This is a genomic window from Paracoccus niistensis (assembly GCF_042432925.1).
GTDB classification, from domain to species: domain Bacteria; phylum Pseudomonadota; class Alphaproteobacteria; order Rhodobacterales; family Rhodobacteraceae; genus Paracoccus; species Paracoccus niistensis.
Genome location: NZ_JBHLWE010000047.1, coordinates 43,773 through 67,980, shown reverse-complemented (window position 1 = coordinate 67,980; position 24,208 = coordinate 43,773). Strand labels below are relative to the sequence as shown.

Here is a 24,208-nt window from a genome sequence, read left to right as displayed (position 1 = left end):
TTCCCTTCTCAAGCGCGGCCGTGGCTCGCGCGCGATTGCCGCGCCAGAGAGTCCACGATCACCGCAATCGCCAGAACCGCGCCCGTGATCATGTAGCGCAGCGAGGAGCTGAGGTTCAGCAGCGTCAGCCCGTTTGAGATCGACTGGATCACGATGATCCCCAGCAGCGCCGACCAGGCCGAGCCGCGCCCGCCGAACAGCGACGTCCCCCCGATCACCGCCGCCGCGATGGCGTTGAGGTTCACGTCCCCCGTCCCCGCCTGCTGGCTCGACGACGCGAGCCGCGAGGCCGCGAGGATGCCGCCCAGCGCCGCCAGCGACGAACACAGCATGAAGGCCGAGATGCGGATGCGGTTGACGTTGATGCCGGACCGCCGCGCAGCCTCGCGGTTGCCTCCCACGGCAAACATCGCGCGGCCCCATTTGGTGCGGGTCAGGGCGTAGTTCATGATGACGACCAGCAGCACGAACAGCCCGAACATCCACGGGATGCCCCGCCCCTGGTTCAGGTAATGCACGGCCCCCAGCAGCACGACGGTCAGGATGCCCGCCTGCGCCAGCAGCACGGACAGTCCACCCGGGTTCGAGAGGTTGACCGCCCGGCGGCGGCGCATCCGGTCGAGGCCCAGCCACAGGATCACCGCGCCCGGCAGCACCGCCAGCAGATAGCTGAACCACGCCGGCATCACATGGATCTGCCCGAAGCGGACCATGGCCGAGGCGTAAGGAAGGTTGATCGAGCCGGTCGAGCCCAGCAGGTAGAGCTGCAAGCCCAGCATCGCCAGCAGCCCCGACAGGGTGGACACGAAGCTGGGCATCCCGAAGCGGTTGAGCAGCGTCGCATAGACGAAGCCCATGAAGGCGCCCGAGGCCAGTGCCACCAGAATCGCCAACGCGACCGGCAGCCCCATCTTGACCCAGACGACGCCCAGGATGGCCGAGGCGAGCCCGCTCATCGAACCCACGGACAGGTCGATCTCGCCCAGCATCAGGACGCAGACGATGCCGAGCGAGATGCAGCCCACAGCCGCCGCGTCGAACAGCAGGTTCGCAAGGTTGTTCGGCGCCAGGAACACGGGGTTCAGCGACCAGAAGACGGTGGCGATCAGGATCAGGCCGACGATGACCGGCAGCATCCCGAGGTCGCCCGAGCGGACGCGGTCGATGAAGCCCCGGATGGCGCCGCCGATGCCCTCGTCATGGCGGACCCGGCTGTCCGATCGGTCCAGCGCGCTTTGCGGCTCGGTCATGTCAGGCCCCCGTTTCTTCGAGCTTGCGCGCCTGCCGGCGCGAGACGGCGTTCTCGGTGGCGCCGGTGATGGCCGAGACCAGTTCGGCATTCGAGGAATCGGCCGTGAAGATGCCGTTGTTGCGGCCCAGCCGCAGGACGACGATGCGGTCGGCGACCGCGCGCACGTCCTCCATGTTGTGGGAAATCAGGATGACGCCCAAGCCCCGGTCGCGCACGCGCTCGATCAGGTTCAGCACCTCGGCGGTCTGCGCCACGCCCAGGGCGGCGGTGGGCTCGTCCAGCATGATGATCTTGGGGTCCAAGAGCAGCGAGCGCGCGATGGCGACGGTCTGGCGCTGGCCGCCCGACAGCGAGGCCACGGGTTCGCGGACCGAGGGGATGCGGGCGGCAAGCTCGCGCAGCAGGGTCCAGGCGCGGACCTCCATCTGCACCTCGTCCAGCCGCCAAGGGGACAGTTCATGCCCCAGGAACAGGTTCGAGACGACGTCCAGGTTCTCGCAGAGCGACAGGTCCTGGAAGACGGTGGCGATGCCCATTTCGAGTGCCGTGCCGGGGCTGTCCAGGGACACGGGCTTGCCCATGAACTCGATGGTGCCCGTCGTCGGCTGGTGGACGCCGGCAAGGATCTTGACCAGCGTGGACTTGCCCGCGCCGTTGTCGCCCACCAAGGCCACGACCTCGCCCGCGTGAATGTCCAGTTCGATGTCCACCAGCGCCTGGACGGCGCCGAACTGCTTGGACACTCCGCGCAGCTTCAGGATCGGCTCGGCGGATCTTCCGCTTTCGGCCATCGGCTGTTCCTTTTCGTGAAAGGCGCGCGCCGGGATGACGCGCGCCGTGGCCTGATGTTACTGCAGGATGCCCAGTTCGCGGCAGGGGTCCGCGTATTCGGCGGTGCAGACTTCCTCGGGAGTCTGGATGCCCTTGTCGAAGATCTCGGCCTTGATGTTCTCGCGCGTCACGACCGCCGGGACGAACAGCTCGGACGGCGTGTTGTACAGCGTGGTCTTCGCCTCGGGCGTCTCGCCCTTGAGGAAGGCGACCGCGATCTTGGCGGCGGCCTCGGCGACGATTTCCGAAGGCTTCGAGATGGTGTTGTACTGATCGCCCGCGATGATCAGCTGCAGCGCCGCGATGGTCGCGTCGTTGCCGGTGACGGGGGGCAGCGGATCGACGCCCGCGGCCTTCAGCGCGGCGATGGCCCCGCCCGCGGTCCCGTCGTTGGCGGCCACGACGCCCTTGATCTCGGCCCCGAAGCGGTTGATCTGGCCCGCGGTGAACTCCTGCGCCTTGGGCGGCGCCCAGTCGGGCGTGTCGTATTCGGCCAGCGTCTTGTAGGCCGAGGCGTCCAGCGCCGCGTCGATCCCGTCGCGGATCAGGCCGGCCGCCGCGTCGGTGGGCGAGCCGTTGATCTGCAGCACGCCCGCGCCGTCCGGCACGCCCGTGGCCTTCATTTGATCGACCAGCGACTGCGCGATCGCCTGGCCGATGCCCTTGTTGTCGAAGGACACGTAATAATCGGCGGGCACGTCCGGGATCGGCCGGTCATAGGCGATGACCTTGACGCCCTGCGACTGCGCCATCTGCACCAGGCCCGCAGCGGCGGCCGAGTCGACCGGGTCCAGCACGACGACCTTGGCGCCCTGGGTGACGACCGAGTTGAACTGCTGCTGCTGCAGCGACACGTCGGCATTGGCGTTCTGGTAGATCACCGTGCAGTCGGGGCACAGTTCCTTCATCGCCGCCTGGAAGCCGGGGAAGTCCTTTTCCTCGTAGCGGGTGGATGCCTGGTCGGGCATCAGGAAGGCGACGGTCGCGGCCTCCTGCGCGACGGCCGCCCCCCCCAGCAGCGCCGCCGCGATCGCTGAGGCGGCGGCAAGCGATAGTTTCGACGTCATGGTCTGTCTCCTCCACATGTCAGAAGCGCCGCCTGTCCCGCGGGCAGGCCGAAGATGATGCGCCATCGATGAAGCTTGGATGCTCAATCGGTGTAGCATAGATTGCTGCGACAGAAGTATGCTGTCAAGATTCCACGCAGGGCAGGATCACTGCGTCACTTTTCCCGACGGGTGGGACATGGCCGACGACGACGAGATCACCGCGAAGCGACCGACGATCTATGACCTGGCGCAGATCGCCGGGACCAGCGCCAGCGCGGTCAGCTCGGTGCTGAACGGGACGTGGAAGAAACGGCGGATCAGCGCGCGGTTGGCGGAACGGATCAGCCGCATCGCCGAGGAACAGGGCTATGCCGTCAACCTGCCCGCGCGGATGCTGCGGCGGGACCGTTCTCGCGTGATCGGCATGATCATCCCGAAATACGACAACCGCTATTTCGGCGCGATCGCCGAGCGTTTCGAGATCATGGCGCGGGAACGCGGGCTGTTCCCTGTCATCACCTGCACCCAGCGCGAACCCGACCTCGAACTTGAGGCCGCGCGCGAGATGCTGTCCTATCAGGTCGAATGCCTGATCGTGACGGGCGCCACCGACCCCGACCGGATCGCCGAGCTGTGCAGCGCCGCCCGCGTCCGGGTCATCAACCTGGACCTGCCGGGCAGCCGCGCGCCTTCCGTCGTGTCGGACAACTTCTCGGGCGCACTTGAACTGACGCGAGTGATCCTGTCGCGGGTGCGGGCGGACTTCGCGACTGGCTTGCCGCTGTATTTCATCGGTGGCCGGGCACAGGACAACAACACGCGCGAGCGCCTGCGCGGCTTCACCGCCGCCCATGCCGAGGCGGGCCTGCCGGTGCCCGAGGGCAACTGCCTGATGCGCGGCTATTCCGCCGCCAAGACCCTTGCCGCCATGGCGGACCTGAGGATCGCGGACGGCAGCGGCGTCTTCGTCAACTCGACCATCGCGCTTGAAGGCGTCGTCCGCTGGCTGCATGACCAGCCGAGCCCGCCGCAGATGCGCTTCGGCTGCTTCGACTGGGACCCCTTCGCGGCCTTCCTGCCGCAGAACGTGGGCATGATGCAGCAGGACGTGGCCGCGATGCTGTCCACCGCCTTCCGGCTGATCGAGACCCCGCCCGAGGGCGCCCCCACACTTCAGATCCCCTGCCGATTCCGCCCGCGCCCCTGAGACTGTGCGCCTGCCCGCATCCGTGCTAGGCTCGGGAAAACCATGCGGAGATCCGGGGATGCGGTTCCTTCTGTTGCTGCTGCCGCTTGCCGCCTGCGCGGCCGAGCCCCCCGTCCTTGTCCCCGACCTTCGCGCCCGGCAGGAGGCCGCCTGCACCGCCGCGATCGCGGGCCACATCCGCCGCCCGCTGGCCGAGGTCACCTCGCGCTGGCTGTCCGAGGCAGGGGGCACCGCCACGGTCGAGGCCCGCGACGGCAACCGCCAGCACCTGTGCCGCGTGGACGGCTCGGGCCGGGTGATCGGCTATTCCCACCCGGGCGCCTGAAACCTCAGCGTGTCACCGTGTCCACCGGATAGCCGGGCGTGGCCTTCAGCCGTTCCAGCACGAACAGCGACGAGCAGGACTTGACCTTCACCACCGTCGTCAGCCGCTTGTAGAACTCGTCAAAGGCGCCGACGTCGCGGGCGATGATCTGCAGCAGATAGTCGTAGATGCCCGCCATGCGGTACACCTCGCGCACCTCGGGCATGGCGGCCAGCGCGCGTTCGAAGCCTGCGCGCCATTCGGGGGAATGGTCGGGCGCCTCGACCCCGGCGAAGACGGTCAGGCCCAGCCCCAGCTTGGCGGGATCGGCGATGGCGACGCGGCCGGTCAGCACTCCGGCGGCCTCGAGCTTCTGGATGCGCTTCCAGCAGGGCGTCTGGGACAGGCCCACCTGATCGGCGATTCGCCCGATGGGCTGGGTCGCGTCCTGCATCAGCGCCGAAACGATCTTGCGGTCAATGAGATCCAGCGTGGTCGCAGTCATGGCGTCCTCTTGTCGCGGCCATATGGCTGGCATCTTGAACGAAGAATATCTACAAGCCAAGTCGTCTTTAGAACCTTTCTCTCGCGGTGCTTGCGAACAGGCAGGCGCCTGCCTACGGCTTGCTGATGATCACGCAGAAGATGAAATACGCGCTCAAGGCGCTGCTGGTGCTGGCCGACGAGGCCGCGTCCGAGTCCCCGCAGGCTCTGTCGATCGAGCAGGTCGCCAAGCGCGCCGGGACGCCCAAGCGCTTCCTGGAACACATCCTTCTGGAAATCCGCGACGCGGGCGTGATCTCGTCCAAGCGCGGGCGGGCGGGCGGCTACATGATGGTCAAGCGTCCCGGCGAGGTGAAGCTGTCGGAACTGCTGCGCCTGATCGACGGGCCGCTTGCGCCCCTGCCCTGCCTGTCGCGCAGCGCCTATCAGCGCTGCCCCGACTGCACGGACGAGGAAACCTGCCGCATCCGCAAGACCTTTGCGGACGTGTTCTGGACCTACCTGCTGATCATCGACTCGCTGACGCTGGCCGACCTGATGCGCTCGGGCGAGCTGGCCAGCCGGGTCATCGCGGAACCCTGACGCGCGCTTTTTTTTGCTGAAGGCCAGATTCTCCCGTGTCCTCAACGGACAAGAGGTCGGCGCCCCATGCCTGCGCCCGGCAAGGCCGGAGAATGATCTTCTACAATCACGACAAAATTCACCGATATTTTTTCCTTGATATAGACGATCTACTTACTCGATATTTCTTGCATGGCGCCCGGGCCCAAGGCCCCCCGCGCAGATCAGGAGGATCGACCAGATGACCCGCGAGACCCTTGGCTCCATCGCCCCCCGTCCTGCCCCGATGACCGCCGCCGAGATCGTGGCGCCCCTGCGGCGCGTGAAGCCGCTGCTGACTTGGGGCGCGATCATCGCCGCCTTCGCGCTGACCATCGGCGAAAGCCGCGCCGAGACGCTGCTGAACGTCAGCTACGACCCCACGCGCGAGCTTTACCGCGAGGTGAACGCAGCCTTCACCGAATACTGGACCGCGCAGGGCAACCCCGCCCCGCAGATCGAGACGAGCCACGGCGGATCGGGCGCGCAGGCGCGATCGGTGGTCGAGGGGCTGAACGCGCAGGTGGTGACGCTGGCGCTGGCGTCCGACATCGACCGCATCGCCGAGGCCGGCAAGCTGCCCGCCGACTGGCAGGGCAAGCTGCCGCACAACTCCTCGCCCTATACCTCGACCATCGTCTTCCTGGTGCGTGAAGGGAACCCCAAGAACATCAAGGACTGGGGCGATCTGGTGGCCGAGGGCGTGCAGGTGATCACGCCGAACCCCAAGACCTCGGGCGGGGCGCGCTGGAACTACCTCGCGGCCTGGGCATGGGCGGAACGGAACGGGCAGGACCCCAAGGACTTCGTGGGCAGGCTGTTCAGGAACGTGCCGGTGCTGGATTCAGGCGCGCGCGGGTCCACCACGACCTTCTCGCAGCGCGGGATCGGCGACGTGCTGCTGGCTTGGGAGAACGAGGCCTACCTCGCGCTCAAGGAACTGGGCGAGGACCAGTTCGACATCGTGGTGCCCTCGGTCTCGGTGCTGGCCGAGCCGCCGGTCGCCATTGTCGAGGCCAACATTGCCAATGACGAGCAGCGCAAGCTGGCCGAGGGCTATCTGAACTTCCTGTATTCGCCGCAGGGACAGGCGCTGGCCTACAAGCACTATTACCGCGCCTGGGACCCTTCCGCCGCGGCGCCCGAGGACGTGGCCCGCTTCCCCAAGGTCGAGCTGGTGGACATCGCCCATTTCGGCGGATGGGCCAAGGTGCAGCCCGAGCATTTCGGTGACGGCGGCATCTTCGACCAGATCTACGTGCCGAAATGACAGGGCGCATCATGGGGCGCCCCTTTGTGCAGCAATCCCCGATGCCGGGCTTCGGCCTGGCGATGGGGATCACGATGACGATGCTGTCTGTGGTCGTGCTGGTGCCCATCGGCGCCCTGCTTCTGAAGGGCGCCGACTTCGGCCTGGCCAACATCTGGGCGACGGTGAACCGGGAAAGGGTCTGGAAGGCGCTGTGGCTGTCCTTCCGGCTGTCCTTCCTGGCGGCGCTGTTCAACCTGGTCTTCGGCGTCCTGCTGGCCTGGGTGCTGGCGCGCTATCGCTTTCCGGGCCGCCGACTGCTGGACGCCGCCGTGGACCTGCCCTTCGCCCTGCCCACCGCTGTCGCGGGCATCGCGCTGACCGCGCTTTACGCGCCGAACGGGGTCTTCGGCTCGGTGCTGGCGGATGCAGGGATCAAGGTCGCCTATACCCAATGGGGCATCCTGGTCGCGCTGATCTTCGTGGGCCTGCCCTTTGTCACCCGCACCGTCCAGCCCGTCATCGAGGAGATCGACCGCGAGGTCGAGGAAGCCTCGGCCACCTTGGGTGCCTCGCGGCTTTACACCCTGCGCCACGTGGTCCTGCCCATGCTGACGCCCGCCGCACTGACGGGCTTTGCGCTGGCGCTGGCGCGGGCGGTCGGGGAATACGGTTCGGTCATCTTCATCGCCGGGAACATCCCGCTTGTGACCGAGATCGCGCCCCTGCTGATCGTGATCCAGCTTGAGGAATACAACTACAACGCCGCCGCCGCGATCGGCATCGCCATGCTGCTGATTTCCTTCGCGATGCTGCTGGCGATCAACCTCATCCAGATCTGGAGCCGCCGGAGGATTGGTTATGTCTGACATCCCCCTGCCCCCTGCCAGCCTGCGGCCCGCCGCCACGCGCCGCTTCCGCGCGCCCACGGACGAAGCCCCCGCCGTCCGGCTGGTCCTGATCCTGCTGGCGGTCCTCGGCCTGGGCGTGCTGGTGCTGGCGCCCCTGACCACGGTCTTCGCCGAGGCGCTGTCGCGCGGGATCGGCACGGCGCTTGCCAGCCTGTCCGACCCGCAGGCCTGGTCCGCGATCCGGCTGACGCTGCTGGTGGCGGCCATTGCCGTACCGCTGAACGCGGTCTTCGGGATCGCCGCCGCCTGGGCGATCACCAAGTTCGACTTTCGCGGCAAGGCCTTCCTGATCACGCTGATCGACCTGCCCTTTTCGGTCAGCCCGGTCGTCGCGGGCCTTTGCATCGTGCTGACCTTCGGGGCGAACTCGCTGATCGGCGGCTGGCTGGTGGCGCATGGCTTTCCCATCGTCTTCGCCCTGCCGGGGATCGTCATCGCCACGATGTTCGTGACCTTCCCTTTCGTCGCGCGCGAACTGATCCCCGTGATGATCGAGCAGGGCCGCGCCGAGGAGGAAGCCGCCCTGACGCTGGGCGCGTCCGGCTGGCGTGTCTTCCGGACCGTCACCCTGCCCAACATCCGCTGGGCGCTGCTGTATGGCGTGCTGCTGTGCAACGCGCGCGCCATGGGCGAGTTCGGGGCGGTCGCGGTCGTCTCGGGCAAGATCCGGGGCCAGACCGCGACGGTGCCGATCTCGATCGAGATGCTTTACAACGAATACATGACCGTCGCCGCCTTCTCGATGGCCGCGCTGCTGGCCTTTCTCGGGCTCGTGACGCTGCTGATCAAGACCGCGCTGGAAATCCGCCACGCCGACCAGCTGGCCGCCCAGCGCCGGCATTGAAAGGAACCCGATCATGGTCATCCAGATCGACGAAATCTCGAAGCTGTTCGGAACGACCGCGGCGCTGCATCCGGTGTCGCTGTCGATCCCCGGCGGCGCGCTTGTCGCGCTGCTGGGGCCGTCCGGGTCGGGCAAGACGACGCTGCTGCGCATCCTCGGGGGCTTGGAATACCCGACCTCGGGGCGGGTGCTGTTCGACGGCCATGACGCGACCGGCATGACCGTGCAGGAACGCCGCGCGGGCTTCGTCTTCCAGTCCTACGCGCTGTTCCGGCACATGACGGTCTTTGACAACATTGCCTATGGCCTGAACGCCCGCCCGCGCGCGAGCCGCCCGTCCAAGGCCGAGATCGCGCGGCGCGTGACCAAGCTGCTGGACCTGATCCAGCTGCCCCAGATCGCCGACCGCTATCCCAGCCAGCTTTCGGGCGGCCAGCGCCAGCGCGTGGCCCTGGCCCGCGCATTGGCGATCGAGCCGCGGATGCTGCTGCTGGACGAACCCTTCGGCGCGCTGGATGCCAAGGTCCGCAAGGAACTGCGCCAGGGCCTGCGCGAGATCCACGACACCACCGGCCTGACCACGGTTTTCGTGACCCACGACCAGGACGAGGCGATGGAGCTGGCCGACCTCGTGGTCGTCATGTCCATGGGCCGGATCGAGCAGATCGGCCGTCCGCAGGATATCCGCACCCGCCCCGCCACCGCTTTCGTGCGCGACTTCATCGCGGGCTGAGCGGCGGGGCGCCGGCCGGCCTATGCCTTGGCAGGGGGCAGGCCGAAGGTCCCGATGACCTTCGCCTCGAACTCCTTGTCGGACAGGCTGCGGCGCAGGGGGACGAACTGCTCGGCCTCGGTCCCGACCATGACGGCGATGTCGCTGTCCGGGTTCTCGATGATGTCCCTGACGGCGCGGGCGATCGGTTCGGGCGAGGGCCCCTCGTTGATGGCCTTGGCCACGACCGGGACGAAATGCGCGACAAGCTCGCGGTAGGGCGAGGCCTCGGCCGTGGTCGCGGCATTGGCGACCAGCCCCTTCTTGACGAAGTTCGTCCCGAACAGCCCGGCGAGGATCGAATGCACGCGGATGCCGAAGGGCCCCACCTCGAAGCGCAGCGAATCCGTCAGCCCTTCGACCGCGTATTTGCTGGCGTTGTAATGCGCCAGCAGCGGCAGCCCCATGCGGCCCAGGAAGGACGAGATGTTGATGATGACCCCGCCGCCTGCCCGGCGCATGTGCGGCAGGACCTCGCGCGTCATGCGGATCAGGCCCAGCACGTTCACGTCGAACTGCTTGAAGATTTCCTCGTCGGTGCCGTCCTCGACCGTCGCCAGCAGGCCGAAGCCCGCGTTGTTGACCAGCACGTCGATGCCGCCCGCCTGATCCACTACCTGCGCCACGGCGGCGCGGATCGAGGCGGTGTCCTGCACGTCCAGCATGACGGACGTGATGTCCAGCCCGCGCGCCCTGGCCTCGTCAAGCTCGGCGCTGTCCCCCCGGACGCCGGCAAAGACCCGATAGCCGTTTTCGGCCAGCATCAGGGCCGTCGCCAGCCCCATGCCGGATCGGGCACCCGTGATCAGAACGCTCTTGGTCATGTCATCCTCCTGTTGGGCGGTGTCTTGCGAGGCGCGCTGCGCCCCTTCGCCAACCTGCCCGAGGGGTGCCATGTTCCGCAGCCCTGCGCATTGCGCCGGCGCAATGAGGCGCGTCGTCAGGCCCCGCCGATCAGGACGCCCGCCGCCAGCACCAGCGCCCCGCCCAGAACGACCTGGAAGGTGGCGCGGAAGAAGGGCGTTTCCATGAAGCGGTTCTGGATCCAGACGATGGCCCACAGTTCGACGAAGACGACGATCAGCGCGATCGCGGTGGCGGTCCAGAAACTGGGGATCAGATAGGGCAGCGCGTGCCCCAATCCCCCCAGCGCCGTCATCACCCCCGAGGCGAGCCCCCGCTTCCAGGGCGCGCCCCGGCCCGAGAGCCTGCCGTCGTCATGCGCGGCCTCGGTGAAGCCCATCGAGATGCCTGCGCCTACCGAGGCCGACAGGCCGACAAGGAAGGTGGTCCAGGGGTCCTGCGTGGCGAAGGCCGTGGCGAAGATCGGCGCCAGCGTGGACACCGAGCCGTCCATCAGCCCCGCCAGCCCTGGCTGCACCCATGTCAGCAGGAACTGCCGCCGCGCGGCCTCGTCCTCGACGTCGCCCCGGCCCTCGCCCAGGTGCTGCTCGGCCAGGGCGGCCGCGCTTTCCTCGTGCCGACCTTCGGCGGCGGCAAGGTCGCCCAGCAGGCGGCGGGTCTCGGCATCCGTTGTGAGGGACGCCGCGCGGGCATAGAAGGCCTGCGCCTCGCGCTCCATCGAGGCGGCCTCCTCGCGGATGCGGTCCAGCGGCAGGTTGCGGACCAGCCAGACCGGGCGGCGGCTGTAGAAGTCGCGCACATGCTCGCGCCGGATGGGCAGGATCGTCTCGCCGAACCGGCGGCGATAGACATCGATCAGGCGGCGGCGGTGCACGTCCTCCTCGGCGGCCATGCCCTGGAAGACGGCGGCCGTGGCGGGATAGGCCTCGCGCAGGTTGGCGGCATAGGTGGCATAGATGCGGCCGTCCTCCTCCTCGGACGAGATCGCAAGGGCGAGGATTTCCTGCTCGTCCAGATCCGCGAAGGCGCGGCGGCCGTTGAAACCCGGGATCGAAAGTCGCGGCATCCGTCACCTCGGCGGCAAGGGCGCGGGGCGGGCCGGACCCGACCGGGCGCAGTTGTCTCCGGTTTAGCCGGGCCCGCGCGTTCCTTCCAGCCGTCCCGGAATCGCATCACCCGCGCGAGGCGCCGGGCCCCACGCGCGCCAGCAGGATGACCGGCAGGATGCCCACAAGGACGATGGCCCAGGCGGCGATGGCGGCTTCCTCGTAGGTGCCGCGCGCGGCCTCGCCGTAAAGATGGGTCGCCAGCGTCTCGAAGTTCAGGGGCCGCAGCAGCAGGGTCGCGGGCAGCTCCTTCATGCAATCCACGAAGACCAGCAGCCCGGCGGCGGCCAGCGCGGGCCGGGACAGCGGCAGGTGGACATGGCGCAGCATCCCCGTCACGCCCTGTCCCAGCGTCCGCGCGGACTGGTCGTAGCTGCGCGGGATACGCGTCAGCCCCGCCTCGACCGAACCGATGGAGATGGCAAGGAAGCGCGCGAGATAGGCATAGCCCAAGGCCAGCCCCGAGCCGATCAGGACCAGTCCCGGATCGACGCCGAACAGCGCGCGACCCGCCTGGCCGATCCAACGGTCCAGACCCGCCGCGGCGATCAGGATGCCCAACGCCAGGATCGTGCCCGGCATCGCGTAGCCGATCGAGGCCACACGATGGACAAGCTGCATCCCCCGCTGCGGAAAGACGCGGGCGGCACAGGCAACGACAAGCCCGCAGGCCAGCACCGCGACCGTCGCCAGCGCCGACAGGACAAAGGTGTTGCGCGCCTCGGCCAGCAGGCGGTCGGACAGGCCCGCGAACTGGAAGCGCGTCCAAGCCTCGGCGGCAAGATAGAGCGCAGGCAGCAGGAAGCCGAAGAACACCGGCAGGAAGCCCAAGGCCAGTGCGGCAAGGCCCTGCGCCCTCGGCAGGGGCTCGCGCGCGAAGCTGCGGGCGCGCTGGCCGCTGACCGAATATCGCTGCCGCCTGCGCGCCCAGCGTTCCAGCGAGACCAGCGCCACGACCAGCAGCAGCATCGCCAAGGCGATCTGGGCCGCACCCGGCAGGTCGGACCGCGTCACCCAGGTCGTGTAGACCGAGATCGTCAGCGACCGCACGCCCAGGAACTCGGACGCGCCGATGTCGTTCAGCGTTTCCATCAGCGCCAGGCTGACGCCGACTGCGATGGCGGGGCGGGCAAGCGGCAGGGCCACGCGGCCAAAGACCTGCCGACCGCTGGTGCCAAGGGTGCGGGCGACCTCGACCAGGTTCGCGGCCTGGGTCATGAACATGGCCCGCGTGGGCAGGTAGACGTAGGGGTAAAGGACAAGGCTCAGCAGCAGGATCGCCCCCGGCATCGAGCGGATGTCGGGCAGGCGGAACTGTCGCGGGCTGTCATAGCCGAGGATCGCGCGGACCAGCGTCTGGAACGGCCCCAGCGGGTGCAGCAGGTCCAGATAGGCATAGGCCACGATATAGGTCGGCACCGCCAGCGGCAGCAGCAGCGCCCATTCCAGGACGCGCCGCCCCGGGAAGTCATAGGCCGTCACCAGCCAGGCGGCAGAGGTGCCGATCACCGCCGTCAGCACCCCGACGCCGCCCATCAGGATGCCCGTCTGCCCCAGCGCGTGGGGCAGGACGTGCTGCGAAAGATGCGACCATAGTCCCTCGGACCCCTGCGCGGCCTGCCACAGCAGGGCCAGCACGGGGATCAGGACCAGCCCCGCGACCAGCAGGCTGGCCGCGATCCAGGCCCCTCCGCCGAAGCCGAGGGTCCGGGCGGGCCTTGCGCGGTCCGTCACCCAGGCCATGCTGCCGCCGGACCCCGGCCCACGATCAGTTGTCGAAGCCGACGCGGTCAACCAGTTCGCTGACCTGCTTGCGGTTCTTCACGATCTCGGTCAGCGGCAGGGGATCCACCTTCAGTTCCCCGAAAGAGGCGATGATCGGGTCGATGGCGGCGGCGGCCTTCACCGGATATTCATAGTTCGCCTCGCCATAGATCTTCTGCGCCTCGTCCGAGACGAGGAATTCCAGCAGCCGCACCGCCTCGTCGCGGTTGGGGGCGTTCTTCGCCACGGCCGCGCCGCTGACGTTCACATGGGTGCCGCCGTCCTCGAAGGTCGGCAGGATCACCTTGATCGCCTCGCCCCAGGCCTTCTGTTCGTCCCCGCCCTTGCCCGAGCGCATCAGCCCCACGTAGTAGGAGTTCGCAATGGCGATGTCGCAGATGCCGCCCAGGATGTCCTTGGCGCCGTCGCGGTCGCCGCCGCCCGCCTTGCGGGCAAGGTTCGCCTTGAGGCCGGTCAGCCATTCCTCGGTTTGCGCCGCGTCGTGATGGGTCATGAAGGCCGAGAACAGCGCCGTGTTGTAGGGATGCTGGCCCGAGCGGATGCAGATGCGCCCCTTCCATTCAGGGTCCGCCAGATCCTCGTAGGTGATGGAGTCAAGCTCCAGATCCTTGGCCGCATAGACGACGCGCGCGCGCATCGACAGGGGGAACCACTGGTTGCCCGGGTCGCGCAGGTTTTCCGGAATGGCGGCGGCCAGAGCCTCGGACTCGACCGGTTGGGTCAGGCCGCGTTCCACCAGATCGACAAGGTTGCCGGCGTCCACCGCCATCAGCACGTCGGCGGGCGAGCTTTCGCCTTCCGACGCAAGGCGCTCGACCAGGCCGTCCTTCAGGAAGACCGTGTTGACCTTGATCCCGGTGTCCTCGGTGAAGGCCTGCAGCAACGGCTCGACCAGTCCCGGCTCGCGCGAGGTGTAAAGGTTCAGTTCCTGGGCGGAAACGCTCGCGCCCGTGAAGATGGCGGCGCCTGCCAGAAACGCGCGCATGACGGTCGTGTCGGCTTTCATGATGACCTTAACCCCTGTGGAGAAACCTCGGGCAGGCTCATACAGCAGCCTGCGGCAGTTAGTCTATAGTTTCTCTCGGGTTTGTTCCCCGGCCATTCGCCCCCAGTCCGTCGTCGGCAAAGACGTGGATCTCGGCACCGTTCAGCTGCAGGCTGACCTTCTCGCCGACAGCCATGGGGATGCGGACATGGGAATGCATCCGCAGCGTCTCGGCCAGTGGGTGCACCATGATGTCGATCTGCTCGCTTTCGCCCATGAAGGTCTTGGCCATGACGCGGGCCGAGATGCCGTGCCCGTCCGGCCCGATCGACAGCGCCTGGGGGCGGATGCAGGCCAGCGCGAGCGCGCCGTCCGGCAGGTCGAGATCGGCGGGGAAGGTGCCGATGGGCGTCTCGATCCGCCCCCTGCTGAAGATCCCCGTCAGGCGGTTGCAGGGCCCCATGAACTCGGCCGCATAGGGCGAGGCGGGGCGGTCGTAGATCTCGAAGGGGGTACCCATCTGCTCGATCCGGCCCCCGCGCATCAGGACGATCAGGTCGCCCACGGCCAAGGCCTCCTGCGGGTCATGGGTGACGATGATGGCGGTGGTGCCGATCCGGCGCAGGGTGGACAGCGTTTCGCGACGCACCCTTTCGCGCAGCCCCTGGTCGAGGTTCGAGAAGGGCTCGTCCATCAGCAGGATGGCGGGCTGCGGGGCCAGCGCCCGGGCCAGGGCCACGCGCTGCTGCTCGCCGCCGGACAGGGAATGGGGATAGCGGTCGATCAGGTGGGCGATGCCGATCCGCCCGGCCACCTCGGCCACGCGGTCGCGCTGGGCGGCTTTCGGCAGGTGGCGCAGGCCGAAGGCCAGGTTCTCGGCCACGCTGAGATGGGGGAACAGCGCATAATCCTGAAACATGAAGCCGATCCGGCGGCTTTCCGGCTGGACGAACCGGTCGGGGCCGACGATCTCGGTCCCGCTCATCCGGATGCGGCCGCCGTCCGGGCGGTCCACGCCTGAGATGATCCTGAGCAGCGTCGATTTCCCGCAGCCGGATTCTCCCAGAAGGCAGGTGATCCGCCCCGGCGGGATGGCCAGCGTCACGTCCGACAGCACGACCCGGTCGCCGAAGCGGCGCGACACCCCTTCAAGGTCAAGAAATGCGGGCTGGCTCACGGACATGGGTCGGAATTCCCTGCTTTCGCGCCCCGGCGGGGGCCTTGGTGGGCTATCTATGCTGCCGGGCGGGCGCTCTCCAGTGTTTCTCTCGGGATTGCGGCAGGCTGGACATTCGTGCGCAGGCCCGGTCCCATGCGGACCTGACGACCACAGGGCAGAATGCGAGGACAACATGGCGCACAGCAGCCTTGAACTGAGATCGACCGTCACGGCGGACGGCACGCTGAGGATCAACCTGGAACGTGTCACGGTTCCCGACCCCGGCCCGGGCGAGTTGCTGGTCCGGGTCGAAGCGGCGCCGATCAACCCCTCGGACCTGGGGCTTCTGTTCGGGCCTGCCGACATGGCGACACTGAAGGCCGAGGGCACCGCAGAGGCGCCTGTCCTGACCGCGCAGGTTCCGCAGCAATTGCTGCCGGCCATCCGCGCCCGGCTGGATCAGTCCATGCCGGTCGGCAACGAGGGCGCGGGCACCGTGATCGCCGCCGGCCCCGACCTGCAGGACCTGGTGGGCCGGCGCGTCGCCATGATCGGCGGCGCCATGTATGCCGAGCTGCGGCTAATCCGCCCCGAGGCCTGCATCGTCCTGCCCGAGGGCGCAGGCGCCGCCGAAGGCGCGGCACTGTTCGTCAACCCGCTCACGGCGCTGGGCTTCGTCGAGACGATGCGCACCGAGGGGCACAAGGCCATCGTCCACGTGCCCGCCGCCTCGAACCTCGGGCAGATGCTGGTGCGGATCTGCAAGGCCGACGGGATCGGGCTGGTGAACATCGTCCGCAGCCCCGCGCAGGCCGAGCTTCTGCGCGGCCTCGGCGCGACCCATGTCCTCGACAGCAGCGAGCCCGACTTCCGCAGCAAGCTCGAGGAGGCCATTGCCGCCACCGGCGCGACGCTGGCCTTCGACGCCATCGGCGGCGGCGAGATGACCAGCATCATCCTGAACGCGATGGAGGCCGTGGCCGCGCGCAGCCTTGACAGCTACAACCGCTACGGCTCCTCGACGATGAAGCAGGTCTATATCTACGGGGCGCTGGACACCGGCCCCACGATCCTCAAACGCGGCTTCGGCTTCACCTGGGGGATCGGCGGCTGGCTTCTGTTCAACGCGCTGGGGCGGCTGGACCCGGCCGTCGTGCAGCGGATGCGCGAGCGGGTGGCGGCCGAGATGACCACCACCTTCGCCAGCCACTACACCGCGACGATCAGCCTGGCCGAGGCGCTGAAGCCCGAGGTCGCGATGGCCTACCAGAAAAAGGCCACGGGCGAGAAATACCTGCTCGTGCCCTGAACGCGCGAAGCGTCGGGCCTAGCGCCTGCCCTGCGAACCCAGCAAGGCAGGCAGCGACAGGGCCAGCAGGACGGCGGACAGGGGAAGGGCAAAGACGAAGCCCAGCCGGGAAAAGCCCAGCGCGCCCACCAGCCCGCCGCCTAGGAATGCTCCGACCAGCCGCAGGTGGATCATCAGCTTCCTGCGGTCGGCGGCGATGGGGCGAGCGGGAAAGGCGCGGCCGGAAATCTCGCGTCCCAGCTCGATGCCGATGTCGGTGATCATGCCGGTCGCGTGGGTCGTGCGGATGCGCGCGCCCGAGATCTTGGTGATCGTCGCGTTCTGCATCCCCATGATGAAGCACAGGCAGGCCAGCGAAAAGACGCGCCCCGGTTCCGAGGCGAAGATACCCCCGCCTGCAAAGCAGGCGAGGAACGCGCCCTGCACGGCAATGGGCAGGGCATATTGCCGCCGCGCCCGGCGCAGGCGGGCCCAGTTGATCAGGACGGTGCTGAAACCCGCGCCCGCCACGAAGGCGCCGATGGCCAGCGTCGCGATCAGCGCCATCCACAGCTGCCCCGCCACGAGGTTGTCCGCCAGCTGCGACAGGTAGCCCGTCATGTGCGAGGTATAGGCGCCCAGCGCAAAGAAGCCGCCCGCGTTCGAGGCGCCCGCAACTGCGGCCAGCACCGTCGCCAGCACGAGGTCGGTCCCGTGCGACCGGCGGTGCCCCGTCAGCAGCCGTGCCGAGGCGACCGGTCGCAGGATGCGTCTTCGGGCGCTCACGGCGGCAGGCACGTCCCTCTGGAAACTCGGGGCCAGACTAGGACCATGCCGGCCAGGACGGCAAGCGGCGTTGCCTGCGGAATATGGGCGGCGTAGGCTCGCGTGACGAACCCCGAACATTGCCCTGACCCGAAGGACGCCCCCATGACCGGCAAGACCCTGTTCATCACAGGCGCGTCCAGCGGCATCGGCGCGGCCACCGCCCGGATGGCGGTAGCGCGCGGCTGGCGCGTGGGCCTGTTCGCCCGGCGCGAGGACCGCCTGCGCGACCTGGTCAGGGAACTGGGCGCCGACAACGCGCTGGCCCTGCCCGGCGACGTCACGCAGATGGCCGACCAGCAGGCGGCGCTGCAGCGGATGACGGATGCCTTCGGCCCCCTTCACGCGGCCTTCGCCAACGCGGGGCGCGGCCTCGATGCGCCGGGAACCGAGTGGGGCGAGGTGGACGAATGGCAGGACATGATCCGCATCAACATCCTGGGCCTGCTGTTCACCGCCAAGGCCGCCCTGCCCTTTCTGAAGGAAACGCAGGGGCACCTGCTGCTGACCGGATCGGCGGCGGGGCGCATCCACATCAAGGGCTCGGTCTATGGCGCGTCCAAGTGGTTCGTCCACGGCTACGGGGGCAACCTGGCCGAGGAGATGCGCGAATGGGGCGGGCGCTGCACCGTCATCGCGCCGGGCATGGTGGACACCGAGTTCTTCGACGAGGCCAAGCCCAAGGCGATCCGCCCCGACGAGGTTGCCGGCGCCGCCCTTTACGCGCTGGAAGCCGGGGACCACGCGGCCGTGCGCGAAGTCTTCCTGATGCCGCGCTGAGGACGGACATGGCCCGCCTTTCCGTCGCCCCCCTGACGCTCGACCGCTTCGTCGCGGCGCAGCAGGACAGCTATCCCGTCGCCCTGTCCGAACTGCGGCAGGGCCGCAAGCAGAGCCACTGGATGTGGTTCATCTTCCCGCAACTGCGGGGCCTCGGACGATCCGAGATGTCCCATTTCTACGGAATCGCCGATCTGGACGAAGCCACGCGCTACCTGGCGCATCCGGTCCTGGGGCCGCGGCTGGTGGAATGCGCGGGAGCGGTCCTGACGCATCGGGGGACGCCCGCCGAGGCGATCATGGGCCCGGTCGATGCGGGCAAGCTGCGCTCCTCGGCCACGCTGTTCGGGGCCGTGGACGGCGCCCCGGACGTCTTCGACCGCGTACTGGCCGAGTTCTTCGACGCCCGCCCCTGCCGCCGCACGGCCGAGCGGCTGGGCTGAGCGCGCCCCCGGTCCGCCCGCGCGAAAGGAGCCGTTTCATGCCGATCTACGTCGATGCCGATACCTGCCCGGTGAAGGCCGAGGTCGAGCGCGTCGCCACGCGGCATCGGCTGCGCGTCCTTGTCGTGTCGAACGGCGGGATCCGGCCCTCGGCCAATCCCCTGCTGGAAACGGTGATCGTGCCCGAAGGGCCGGACGAGGCCGACAAGTGGATCGCGGAACGCGCGGGTCCGGGGGACGTGGTGATCACCGGGGACATTCCGCTGGCGGCGAAATGCGTGGCCTCCGGGGCGCAGGTCCTCAAGCATAATGGCGAGGCGCTGACGGCCGAGAACATCGGCAATGTCCTAGCGACCCGCGACCTGATGGCCGACCTGCGTTCCGCCGATCCGTTCCGGCAGGGCGGCGGGCGCGGATTCACGAAAGCGGACCGGTCGCGTTTCCTGGATGCGCTGGAAAGGGCCGCAAGGCGGATTTCCGCCGGGTGACATCACGTTTCCCGGTGAAACGGCAACAGGCCGGCACGATGGCCGGCCTGTTCCAATCCCGTGAAGGGCAGATCACTCGTAGATGTGGACGATCTGGCGGTTCTGCGGGTCCACCAGCACCGGGCGGTCCTGCACATAGACATAACCGTACTGGGCGTCCGGGATGGTCTGGATCTGCACCGCTTCCGGCACCGCCGTCCCGACCGCGACATCGCCGTCGATCACCACGGATTCAGTCTTGTGTTCCAGCACGTAGGTGCGGGTCTCGGGGGTCAGGGCATCCTCGCTGACATCGCCGATGACGGCGCCCGCAACGGCGCCCACGGCCGCACCGACCGGTCCACCGACGGCCGCACCGGCGATCGCGCCCGAAGCCGCGCCGCCCGTCGCGCCGCCGCCGGTGGTGGGGGCGTCGGTCTGGACCTCGGTCACCGTGGGGGTGGTTTCGGTGACAACGGTGGTCTGGGCGAAGGCCGTGCCGGCAATCAGCGCGGCACCGAGGGAGGTGGCGGTCAGGATCGATTTCATTTCTGATCTCCGTATTGACGATCTGTCAGACAATTCCGCCGATTGCCTTTCGGTTCCACCTGCCCTTGGCCCTCGGCAATTTCCTGAGAACAGGAACCGCACCGGCATCCAATAGCCGATCGCAGCAATGAGTTTCGCGTCGAAGTTGATTTCCAGAGATGCCTGCAATTCGCAAGAAGTCTTACCGGGAAGAAATGCGAAAATGGGCCTCCGCCGCAAAGGCAAAGGCCCTCCGTTCCACTGGAAACGCTTTCAGGATGTCAGCGGATGGCCCGGCGCGGGCGATAGCGGTCGTGGCTGCGCCGCCGCCCCAGCAGGGCCGCCGCGACCAGCGTCACGGTCGTGGCAATGGCCACCTTCTGGATCAGGCCGTCCTTGTTGTGACGCCATTCGGCGCGCATCCCCATCTCGCCCGGAACGTTCGGGACACGGCCCCGGGCGAAGTCCTCGACCAACCCCTCGACCATGTTGATGCGGTCCGCGCCCAGCAGCATCAGCCAGTGCCGCCAGTCGGATTCGCTGTAGGCAAAGGCCGAGCGCCGGACCATGCCGCTGATCCCCGAGGGTGGCGAGGAGGTGCCGAAGACCGCCGGCCTGCGCTTGTATTCGACCGACTGCAGGACCTCGACATCGGACCTCTGCGCCGGCGGCGGTTCCCAGGTCATCCCCGTCTCGGTGTCGGCGGAACGGTCGCGCATCGGATAGGTCGGATCGTTGCGGGGGTCGGCATCGACGCCCCATCCGTTCACCGTGGCCGGGTCGATCCTTTGGGAAGAGTTCTGCTGTTCCATCGTCATCCTCCTAGCGGCCGCGGTTCGGGTAAAGGACCGGCTTGATGCACTCGTCCAGCTTGGCCGAGAACATGTGATAAGCGTCCCCCACGTCCTCGAGCGGCACGCGGTGGGTGATCAGCTCCTTCGGGTTGATGCGCCCTTCGCGGACATGCTCAATCAGGCGCGGCAGCAGCCGCTTGACCGAGGCCTGGTTGGCGCGGACCGTCAGGCCCTTGTTCAGCACGTTGCCGATGGGGATCATGTTTCCGGTGGGGCCGTAGACGCCCACGATGGACACGATCCCGCCCTTTTTCACCGAGTTGATGGCCCAGTGCAGCGGGATGGACGATCCCGCCTCGAGCTTGAGCTTCTTGCCCAGCAGCGTGCGGATGGCGCTGCCCGAGGCATCGCCCCCAACGGCATCAATGCAGACATCGGCGCCGAGATGGTCGGTCAGCTTCTTGATGAAGACCGCCATGTCCTCGATTTCCTCGAAGTTGTAGACCTCGGCCGGGCAATAGCGGCGCGCGAAATCCAGACGGTATTCCTCGCGGTCGATGACGATGACGCGGCCTGCGCCGAACAGCCAGGCGCAGCGCGCGGCCATGATGCCCACCGGCCCCGCGCCGAAGACGACCACGGTGTCGCCCATCTGGATGCCGCCCATCTCGGCCGCCTGGTAGCCGGTCGGCACCACGTCGGTCAGCAGCACGGCGTCGTCGGGGTCCATCCAGTCGGGGATCAGCGTGGGTCCCACGTCGGCATAGGGCACGCGGACATATTCCGCCTGCCCCCCGTCATAGCCGCCTGCCGTGTGCGAATAACCGAAGATGCCGCCCACGGCCGTGGCCTGAGGGTTGGATTCATGGCAGTTGCCGAACAGGCCCTGCTTGCAGAAATGGCACTGGCCACAGGCGATGTTGAAGGGCACCAGCACGTGGTCGCCCGGCTTGAGGTTCTGCACCTCCGGGCCGACCTCCTCGACGATGCCGCAGAACTCGTGGCCGAAGGTCATGCCGACCCGCGTGTCCGGCACGAGGCCATGGTAAAGATGCAGGTCCGACCCGCAGATGCACGAGCGGGTGACGCGCACGATGGCATCGCGTGGATGCTGGATGACCGGATCGGGCTTCGAACTCACCCGCACACGGCCGGGGCCCCTGTAATCGGCAGCTAGCACGGCAGATCCTCCTGAACGACCTGTCGTGCAACCGCGCCGGGCTGGAGTTGTTCCCGCGGGTCATCCGAAATGCCGAAAGCCCGGGACCCGGTCCGCGCAACGGTTGTTTGAAGATGCCGGGGAATGATCCTAGACGACCGCCCCGGGCAGCGCGGCCCCCGCAGGCGGCCCGATCCCGCGAAATCCACGGAGCCCCCCATGCCCGACACGCCCCTTGCCGAACGCATCGCCGGACTGGACGCGGTGACGCTCGCCCGCAGGCTGGTCGGGGCGGAGTTGCTTGTCCGGGGCGCAGGCGGGGTCATCATCGAAACCGAGGCCTATGGGCGCGACGACCCGGCCTCGCACAGCTTCCGGGGTCCGACCCGGCGGAACGCCTCGATGTTCGGCCCGCCCGGGCACGCCTATGTCTATCGCTCCTACGGCATCCACCTCTGCCTCAACGTGGTGGCAGGCCCGGGCGAGGCCGTGCTGATCCGCGCCCTTGCCCCGACCACGGGCATCGAGATGATGCGGACGCGGCGGCGTGGCAGCCCCCTGCTGTGCAGCGGCCCCGGACGGCTGACTGAGGCGCTGGGCATCCGCATCGAGGACGATGGCGCACCCTTCGACGGAACCGGCTTCTCCCTGACCCTGCCCTCCCCGATGCCCGAGCTGCTGACAGGCCCCCGCATCGGCATCAGCAAGGCGCAGGACCTGCCCTGGCGCTTCGGGCTTGCCGGGGCCGAGGGCCTCAGCCGCCCCTTCCCGCGCTAGGTTTTCCGCCTGCCGACAGCCTCGAATTTACTGAGTCTGCGCCCTCGATGTCGCAGGGAACTGCGCTTGTGGGGAACCAAAGCTTCATGCGAGAAATACAACCATAAGAGAATCGGATATCGCGCAGTCAACCATCGCGTGCGGTTGGCGGTCCAATCGGGCCTCCGGACGAAGTTTGACCATCATGTACAGCGCTCCAAGGGATTTCAGCACGGAACTGTTGGTGGTGATCGCCGACGACGACGCCACGCAGCGCACGCTGGCAGCCGCCGTGGTGCGCCGCCTGGGCTGCAGGCCGCTGGTCGCCGACAATGGCCTGTCGGCCCTGCAGCTGATCCGCGAAAGCGGCGCCTCGATCCTGGTCTGCGATCTCGAGATGCCCGGAATGGACGGGCACGAGCTGACCCGCGAGGTCCGCCGGATGGACCTGGGCCGTTATATCCACATCATCATGCTGACCGGCCACGACCAGGTCGAGGAACGCCACCGCGCGCTGGAAGCGGGCGTGGATGATTTCATGACCAAGCCGCTGGACACGGCGCTGATGACCGTCCGCCTGCGCGCCGCCGCCCGCCTGATCCGGCACGAGCAGGTCCTGTCGGAACGCAACCGCGCGCTGGAAGAGGCCAAGTTCCGCATCGAATCCGACCTGAACGCGGCGGCCACGGCCCAGCGGCGCCTGCTGCCGGACGGGGACGGCGATATCTGCGGCTTCCGCTTCGCCTCGGCCTTCCAGCCTTCGGCCTATGTGTCGGGCGACATGTTCGGATGGTTCGCCCTGAACGACTGCCAGCTGGGCTTCTACGCGGTGGACGTGGCGGGCCATGGCGTCCACGCGGCGCTGATGTCGGTCGCCATCGGCCACATGGTCACGCCCGAGTATTTCTCGGGGCTGGTCCTTTCGTCGGGCGACCGGCCGGACCCGGCCCTGCTGGTCCAGGACCTCAACCGCCACTTCTTCCGCGAGGACAGCAGCGACTATTTCGCAATGCTCTGCGGCATCGTGGATGCCCGCTGCGGGACCGTGCGCTTCTGCCAGGCCGGCTATCCCCATCCCGTTCTGGCCGGTGGCGAGGGTCGGCCCGCGCTGGTCGGCGACGGCGGGCTGCCGGTCGGGCTGCTGTCCGGCGCCACCTTCGAGAACCAGGAGATCGCCATCCGGCCCGGGGACCGGCTGGTCATCTGCTCGGACGGCGTGACCGAGGCCGAAAGCTCGGCAGGCGTGCATTTCGGGTCCGAGCGGCTTTGCGCCCTGATCCGCGACCGCAGCCCGCGCGAGGCCACGGAACTTCCGCGGGCGATCGTCTCCTCGCTGGACGACTGGCGCGGAGGGCTGCCGCTGGAGGACGACCTCACGGTTCTTGTTCTGGAAAGGAGTGACCGCCCATGATCCGAACCGATTTCCACGAAGGCGGCGTTTGCGTGATCACTCCCGAAAGCGCGCGCCTGACGGCGGCGGTGGCCGGGACCTTCCGCGACGAGGCGACCCGGATCATCGAGGGCGGCCACAGCCGGCTGGTCATCGACCTGTCGGATGTCAGCTTCGTCGATTCGTCGGGTCTGGGCGCGCTGGTGGCGCTGCTCAAGCGCGTGGGCAACCGGGGCGAGGTCGTGGTCTGCGGCCTGGGCGAGGCGGTGGCGCAGATGTTCCGCATCACCCGGATGGAACGCGTGTTCCAGTCTTTCCCCGGTCCGCGAGAGGCGGTTCTGCATCTGGCGCAATAG

At 68.2% G+C, this 24,208-nt stretch carries 27 protein-coding genes; 14 read left to right on the top strand and 13 right to left on the bottom strand.

The annotated features are described in order from the left end of the window. Positions 1-8: 8 nt before the first annotated feature. The 3 genes from ACFFII_RS15475 to ACFFII_RS15465 are packed head-to-tail and all read right to left on the bottom strand — an operon-like array spanning position 9 to position 3,150. A complete protein-coding gene (locus ACFFII_RS15475; protein WP_377699769.1) occupies positions 9-1,250 on the bottom strand; it encodes a sugar ABC transporter permease in 1,242 nt (413 codons plus the stop codon). 1 nt (position 1,251) lies between these two features. Beyond that, entirely contained in the window at positions 1,252-2,043 is a 792-nt protein-coding gene (locus tag ACFFII_RS15470; RefSeq protein WP_377699768.1) for an ATP-binding cassette domain-containing protein, read from the bottom strand. A gap of 57 nt (positions 2,044-2,100) precedes the next feature. After that, positions 2,101-3,150, bottom strand: coding sequence for an ABC transporter substrate-binding protein (locus ACFFII_RS15465; RefSeq protein ID WP_377699767.1), 1,050 nt, complete (start codon positions 3,148-3,150; stop codon positions 2,101-2,103). 178 nt (positions 3,151-3,328) lie between these two features. Here ACFFII_RS15465 and ACFFII_RS15460 point away from each other — a divergent pair, with 178 nt between their 5' ends. Next, positions 3,329-4,339, top strand: coding sequence for a LacI family DNA-binding transcriptional regulator (locus ACFFII_RS15460; protein WP_377699766.1), 1,011 nt, complete (start codon positions 3,329-3,331; stop codon positions 4,337-4,339). Positions 4,340-4,397: 58 nt separating this feature from the next. Next, a complete protein-coding gene (locus ACFFII_RS15455; RefSeq protein ID WP_377699765.1) occupies positions 4,398-4,664 on the top strand; it encodes a hypothetical protein in 267 nt (88 codons plus the stop codon). A 4-nt stretch (positions 4,665-4,668) separates the two neighbouring features. On the opposite strand, the gene ACFFII_RS15450 is transcribed toward ACFFII_RS15455, so the two are convergent. Beyond that, a complete protein-coding gene (locus ACFFII_RS15450) occupies positions 4,669-5,148 on the bottom strand; it encodes an Lrp/AsnC family transcriptional regulator (protein WP_377699764.1) in 480 nt (159 codons plus the stop codon). A gap of 125 nt (positions 5,149-5,273) precedes the next feature. Here ACFFII_RS15450 and ACFFII_RS15445 point away from each other — a divergent pair, with 125 nt between their 5' ends. The 5 genes from ACFFII_RS15445 to ACFFII_RS15425 all read left to right on the top strand — a co-directional run bounded on the left by ACFFII_RS15445 (position 5,274) and on the right by ACFFII_RS15425 (position 9,484). Then, positions 5,274-5,729, top strand: a complete 456-nt coding sequence (locus tag ACFFII_RS15445) for an RrF2 family transcriptional regulator (protein ID WP_377699763.1) — start codon at positions 5,274-5,276, stop codon at positions 5,727-5,729. Positions 5,730-5,949: 220 nt separating this feature from the next. Further along, the gene (locus ACFFII_RS15440; protein WP_377699762.1) at positions 5,950-7,017 is read left to right on the top strand and encodes a sulfate ABC transporter substrate-binding protein; all 1,068 of its coding nucleotides are present in this window, start codon (positions 5,950-5,952) and stop codon (positions 7,015-7,017) included. 11 nt (positions 7,018-7,028) lie between these two features. Continuing rightward, the gene (cysT, locus tag ACFFII_RS15435) at positions 7,029-7,865 is read left to right on the top strand and encodes a sulfate ABC transporter permease subunit CysT (RefSeq protein WP_377699761.1); all 837 of its coding nucleotides are present in this window, start codon (positions 7,029-7,031) and stop codon (positions 7,863-7,865) included. Next, positions 7,858-8,751 (top strand): sulfate ABC transporter permease subunit CysW, encoded by an 894-nt coding sequence (cysW, locus tag ACFFII_RS15430; RefSeq protein ID WP_377699760.1) that lies wholly within the window; start codon positions 7,858-7,860, stop codon positions 8,749-8,751. The genes cysT and cysW overlap by 8 nt, the downstream gene beginning before the upstream one ends. A gap of 13 nt (positions 8,752-8,764) precedes the next feature. Continuing rightward, the gene (locus tag ACFFII_RS15425) at positions 8,765-9,484 is read left to right on the top strand and encodes a sulfate/molybdate ABC transporter ATP-binding protein (protein ID WP_377699759.1); all 720 of its coding nucleotides are present in this window, start codon (positions 8,765-8,767) and stop codon (positions 9,482-9,484) included. Between the two features lie 20 nt (positions 9,485-9,504). Here ACFFII_RS15425 and ACFFII_RS15420 read toward each other — a convergent pair whose 3' ends face one another. The 5 genes from ACFFII_RS15420 to ACFFII_RS15400 all read right to left on the bottom strand — a co-directional run bounded on the left by ACFFII_RS15420 (position 9,505) and on the right by ACFFII_RS15400 (position 15,446). Next, positions 9,505-10,347 carry an SDR family oxidoreductase gene (locus ACFFII_RS15420; RefSeq protein WP_377699758.1) on the bottom strand — a complete coding sequence of 281 codons (843 nt, stop codon included), beginning with the start codon at positions 10,345-10,347 and terminating at the stop codon, positions 9,505-9,507. Positions 10,348-10,463: 116 nt separating this feature from the next. Further along, a complete protein-coding gene (gene mbfA, locus ACFFII_RS15415) occupies positions 10,464-11,453 on the bottom strand; it encodes an iron exporter MbfA (RefSeq protein ID WP_377699757.1) in 990 nt (329 codons plus the stop codon). A gap of 106 nt (positions 11,454-11,559) precedes the next feature. Continuing rightward, entirely contained in the window at positions 11,560-13,236 is a 1,677-nt protein-coding gene (locus ACFFII_RS15410) for an ABC transporter permease (protein ID WP_377699756.1), read from the bottom strand. A gap of 25 nt (positions 13,237-13,261) precedes the next feature. Next, the gene (locus ACFFII_RS15405; protein WP_377699755.1) at positions 13,262-14,284 is read right to left on the bottom strand and encodes a Fe(3+) ABC transporter substrate-binding protein; all 1,023 of its coding nucleotides are present in this window, start codon (positions 14,282-14,284) and stop codon (positions 13,262-13,264) included. Positions 14,285-14,342: 58 nt separating this feature from the next. Beyond that, positions 14,343-15,446 carry an ABC transporter ATP-binding protein gene (locus tag ACFFII_RS15400; protein ID WP_377699754.1) on the bottom strand — a complete coding sequence of 368 codons (1,104 nt, stop codon included), beginning with the start codon at positions 15,444-15,446 and terminating at the stop codon, positions 14,343-14,345. Positions 15,447-15,615: 169 nt separating this feature from the next. Between ACFFII_RS15400 and ACFFII_RS15395 the strand changes: the two genes are divergently transcribed. Continuing rightward, positions 15,616-16,731: a zinc-binding dehydrogenase gene (locus tag ACFFII_RS15395; RefSeq protein WP_377699753.1), complete on the top strand. Its 1,116-nt coding sequence runs from the start codon at positions 15,616-15,618 to the stop codon at positions 16,729-16,731. Between the two features lie 18 nt (positions 16,732-16,749). On the opposite strand, the gene ACFFII_RS15390 is transcribed toward ACFFII_RS15395, so the two are convergent. Next, entirely contained in the window at positions 16,750-17,496 is a 747-nt protein-coding gene (locus ACFFII_RS15390) for a YoaK family protein (protein WP_377699752.1), read from the bottom strand. A gap of 144 nt (positions 17,497-17,640) precedes the next feature. On the opposite strand from ACFFII_RS15390, the gene ACFFII_RS15385 reads away from it, so the two are divergent. From ACFFII_RS15385 to ACFFII_RS15375, 3 genes are read left to right on the top strand one after another with little or no spacing between them, the layout of a single operon-like run. Continuing rightward, positions 17,641-18,315: an SDR family oxidoreductase gene (locus ACFFII_RS15385; RefSeq protein ID WP_377699751.1), complete on the top strand. Its 675-nt coding sequence runs from the start codon at positions 17,641-17,643 to the stop codon at positions 18,313-18,315. A gap of 8 nt (positions 18,316-18,323) precedes the next feature. After that, the gene (locus ACFFII_RS15380) at positions 18,324-18,758 is read left to right on the top strand and encodes a DUF1810 domain-containing protein (RefSeq protein WP_377699750.1); all 435 of its coding nucleotides are present in this window, start codon (positions 18,324-18,326) and stop codon (positions 18,756-18,758) included. A 38-nt stretch (positions 18,759-18,796) separates the two neighbouring features. Next, positions 18,797-19,246 (top strand): YaiI/YqxD family protein, encoded by a 450-nt coding sequence (locus tag ACFFII_RS15375; protein ID WP_377699749.1) that lies wholly within the window; start codon positions 18,797-18,799, stop codon positions 19,244-19,246. A gap of 72 nt (positions 19,247-19,318) precedes the next feature. Here ACFFII_RS15375 and ACFFII_RS15370 read toward each other — a convergent pair whose 3' ends face one another. From ACFFII_RS15370 to ACFFII_RS15360, 3 genes are all read right to left on the bottom strand, one after another. Next, the gene (locus ACFFII_RS15370; RefSeq protein ID WP_377699748.1) at positions 19,319-19,774 is read right to left on the bottom strand and encodes a DUF1236 domain-containing protein; all 456 of its coding nucleotides are present in this window, start codon (positions 19,772-19,774) and stop codon (positions 19,319-19,321) included. 260 nt (positions 19,775-20,034) lie between these two features. Then, positions 20,035-20,565 (bottom strand): hypothetical protein, encoded by a 531-nt coding sequence (locus ACFFII_RS15365; protein ID WP_377699747.1) that lies wholly within the window; start codon positions 20,563-20,565, stop codon positions 20,035-20,037. A gap of 10 nt (positions 20,566-20,575) precedes the next feature. Next, a complete protein-coding gene (locus ACFFII_RS15360) occupies positions 20,576-21,688 on the bottom strand; it encodes a zinc-dependent alcohol dehydrogenase (protein WP_377699746.1) in 1,113 nt (370 codons plus the stop codon). Between the two features lie 237 nt (positions 21,689-21,925). Here ACFFII_RS15360 and ACFFII_RS15355 point away from each other — a divergent pair, with 237 nt between their 5' ends. The 3 genes from ACFFII_RS15355 (at position 21,926) to ACFFII_RS15345 (ending at position 24,208) form a co-directional block, all read left to right on the top strand. After that, positions 21,926-22,483, top strand: a complete 558-nt coding sequence (locus tag ACFFII_RS15355) for a DNA-3-methyladenine glycosylase (RefSeq protein ID WP_377699745.1) — start codon at positions 21,926-21,928, stop codon at positions 22,481-22,483. Between the two features lie 223 nt (positions 22,484-22,706). Next, positions 22,707-23,873 carry a PP2C family protein-serine/threonine phosphatase gene (locus ACFFII_RS15350; RefSeq protein WP_377699744.1) on the top strand — a complete coding sequence of 389 codons (1,167 nt, stop codon included), beginning with the start codon at positions 22,707-22,709 and terminating at the stop codon, positions 23,871-23,873. After that, complete coding sequence (locus tag ACFFII_RS15345; RefSeq protein WP_377699743.1) at positions 23,870-24,208, top strand: STAS domain-containing protein; 339 nt, start codon at positions 23,870-23,872, stop codon at positions 24,206-24,208. Before ACFFII_RS15350 ends, ACFFII_RS15345 begins: the two co-directional genes overlap by 4 nt.

Excerpts from the sequence above, each read along its gene's own strand:
- ACFFII_RS15440 (WP_377699762.1), top strand. The coding sequence starts at position 5,950 with ATGACCCGCGAGACCCTTGGCTCCATCGCCCCCCGTCCTGCCCCGATG.
- ACFFII_RS15425 (WP_377699759.1), top strand. The coding sequence starts at position 8,765 with ATGGTCATCCAGATCGACGAAATCTCGAAGCTGTTCGGAACGACCGCG.
- ACFFII_RS15410 (WP_377699756.1), bottom strand. The coding sequence starts at position 13,236 with ATGGCCTGGGTGACGGACCGCGCAAGGCCCGCCCGGACCCTCGGCTTC.
- ACFFII_RS15470 (WP_377699768.1), bottom strand. The coding sequence starts at position 2,043 with ATGGCCGAAAGCGGAAGATCCGCCGAGCCGATCCTGAAGCTGCGCGGA.
- ACFFII_RS15355 (WP_377699745.1), top strand. The coding sequence starts at position 21,926 with ATGCCCGACACGCCCCTTGCCGAACGCATCGCCGGACTGGACGCGGTG.
- ACFFII_RS15475 (WP_377699769.1), bottom strand. The coding sequence starts at position 1,250 with ATGACCGAGCCGCAAAGCGCGCTGGACCGATCGGACAGCCGGGTCCGC.
- ACFFII_RS15385 (WP_377699751.1), top strand. The coding sequence starts at position 17,641 with ATGACCGGCAAGACCCTGTTCATCACAGGCGCGTCCAGCGGCATCGGC.
- ACFFII_RS15370 (WP_377699748.1), bottom strand. The coding sequence starts at position 19,774 with ATGAAATCGATCCTGACCGCCACCTCCCTCGGTGCCGCGCTGATTGCC.
- ACFFII_RS15465 (WP_377699767.1), bottom strand. The coding sequence starts at position 3,150 with ATGACGTCGAAACTATCGCTTGCCGCCGCCTCAGCGATCGCGGCGGCG.
- mbfA (WP_377699757.1), bottom strand. The coding sequence starts at position 11,453 with ATGCCGCGACTTTCGATCCCGGGTTTCAACGGCCGCCGCGCCTTCGCG.
- ACFFII_RS15365 (WP_377699747.1), bottom strand. The coding sequence starts at position 20,565 with ATGGAACAGCAGAACTCTTCCCAAAGGATCGACCCGGCCACGGTGAAC.
- ACFFII_RS15455 (WP_377699765.1), top strand. The coding sequence starts at position 4,398 with ATGCGGTTCCTTCTGTTGCTGCTGCCGCTTGCCGCCTGCGCGGCCGAG.
- ACFFII_RS15400 (WP_377699754.1), bottom strand. The coding sequence starts at position 15,446 with ATGTCCGTGAGCCAGCCCGCATTTCTTGACCTTGAAGGGGTGTCGCGC.
- ACFFII_RS15345 (WP_377699743.1), top strand. The coding sequence starts at position 23,870 with ATGATCCGAACCGATTTCCACGAAGGCGGCGTTTGCGTGATCACTCCC.
- ACFFII_RS15420 (WP_377699758.1), bottom strand. The coding sequence starts at position 10,347 with ATGACCAAGAGCGTTCTGATCACGGGTGCCCGATCCGGCATGGGGCTG.
- ACFFII_RS15460 (WP_377699766.1), top strand. The coding sequence starts at position 3,329 with ATGGCCGACGACGACGAGATCACCGCGAAGCGACCGACGATCTATGAC.
- ACFFII_RS15395 (WP_377699753.1), top strand. The coding sequence starts at position 15,616 with ATGGCGCACAGCAGCCTTGAACTGAGATCGACCGTCACGGCGGACGGC.
- ACFFII_RS15375 (WP_377699749.1), top strand. The coding sequence starts at position 18,797 with ATGCCGATCTACGTCGATGCCGATACCTGCCCGGTGAAGGCCGAGGTC.
- cysW (WP_377699760.1), top strand. The coding sequence starts at position 7,858 with ATGTCTGACATCCCCCTGCCCCCTGCCAGCCTGCGGCCCGCCGCCACG.
- ACFFII_RS15405 (WP_377699755.1), bottom strand. The coding sequence starts at position 14,284 with ATGAAAGCCGACACGACCGTCATGCGCGCGTTTCTGGCAGGCGCCGCC.
- ACFFII_RS15380 (WP_377699750.1), top strand. The coding sequence starts at position 18,324 with ATGGCCCGCCTTTCCGTCGCCCCCCTGACGCTCGACCGCTTCGTCGCG.
- ACFFII_RS15445 (WP_377699763.1), top strand. The coding sequence starts at position 5,274 with ATGATCACGCAGAAGATGAAATACGCGCTCAAGGCGCTGCTGGTGCTG.
- cysT (WP_377699761.1), top strand. The coding sequence starts at position 7,029 with ATGGGGCGCCCCTTTGTGCAGCAATCCCCGATGCCGGGCTTCGGCCTG.
- ACFFII_RS15450 (WP_377699764.1), bottom strand. The coding sequence starts at position 5,148 with ATGACTGCGACCACGCTGGATCTCATTGACCGCAAGATCGTTTCGGCG.